A 661-nucleotide genomic window follows, 5' to 3' on the forward strand; every position below is an offset into this window, starting at 1 on the left:
GAACGCGAACGGGCCGCGCTGCGCGCCCGGCACGACGCCCTCGCCCTGGGCCTGCGCCGCAAGGACGGCACCGGCGCCCTCCTCGCCGCCCGCGACCGCCTCACCGGTGTACTCGGCCCCGCCGCCGAACTCCTCACCGTCACCCCCGGCCACGAAACGGCCCTCGCCGCGGCTCTCGCCACCTCCGCCGACGCCCTCGCCGTCACGACTCCGGCCGCAGCCGCCGAAGCGATCCGCCACCTCCACAAGGAGGAGGGGGGCCGGGCGTCACTGCTGGTCGCGGGGGGACCTGGTCCGGGTGAAGGGGGCACTCCCGCTCCCGCCCCCGGAGGGCACCCCTTCGCTGCCGACCTCGTACGAGCCCCCCTCGAGCTGATGCCGGCCCTGCGGCGGTTGCTGCGGGGGGTCGTCGTGGTGGGGACGTTGGAGGAGGCGGAGGCCGTGGTGTACGCGCGGCCCGAGTTGGTGGCGGTGACCGCCGAGGGGGATCTGCTCGGGGCGCACTTCGCGCAGGGCGGGTCGGCCGGGGCGCCCAGTCTGCTGGAGGTGCAGGCGGCCGTGGACGAGGCGGCCGGCGCGCTGGCGGAGCTGGCCGTGCGGTGCGAGGAGCTGGGGCGGGCGCAGCAGGAGGCGGCCGGGGCGCGGACCGAGGCCGCGGCGC

The 661-nt window shown here is 78.4% G+C and carries 1 pseudogene; it reads left to right on the forward strand.

Annotated features, from left to right (window positions below):
* Window positions 1-661, forward strand: a pseudogene (locus GT030_RS04735) (chromosome segregation protein SMC); the annotation flags it as partial.

The sequence above is a fragment of the Streptomyces sp. SID1328 genome, from assembly GCF_009865595.1.
Lineage (GTDB): Bacteria > Actinomycetota > Actinomycetes > Streptomycetales > Streptomycetaceae > Streptomyces > Streptomyces griseoluteus.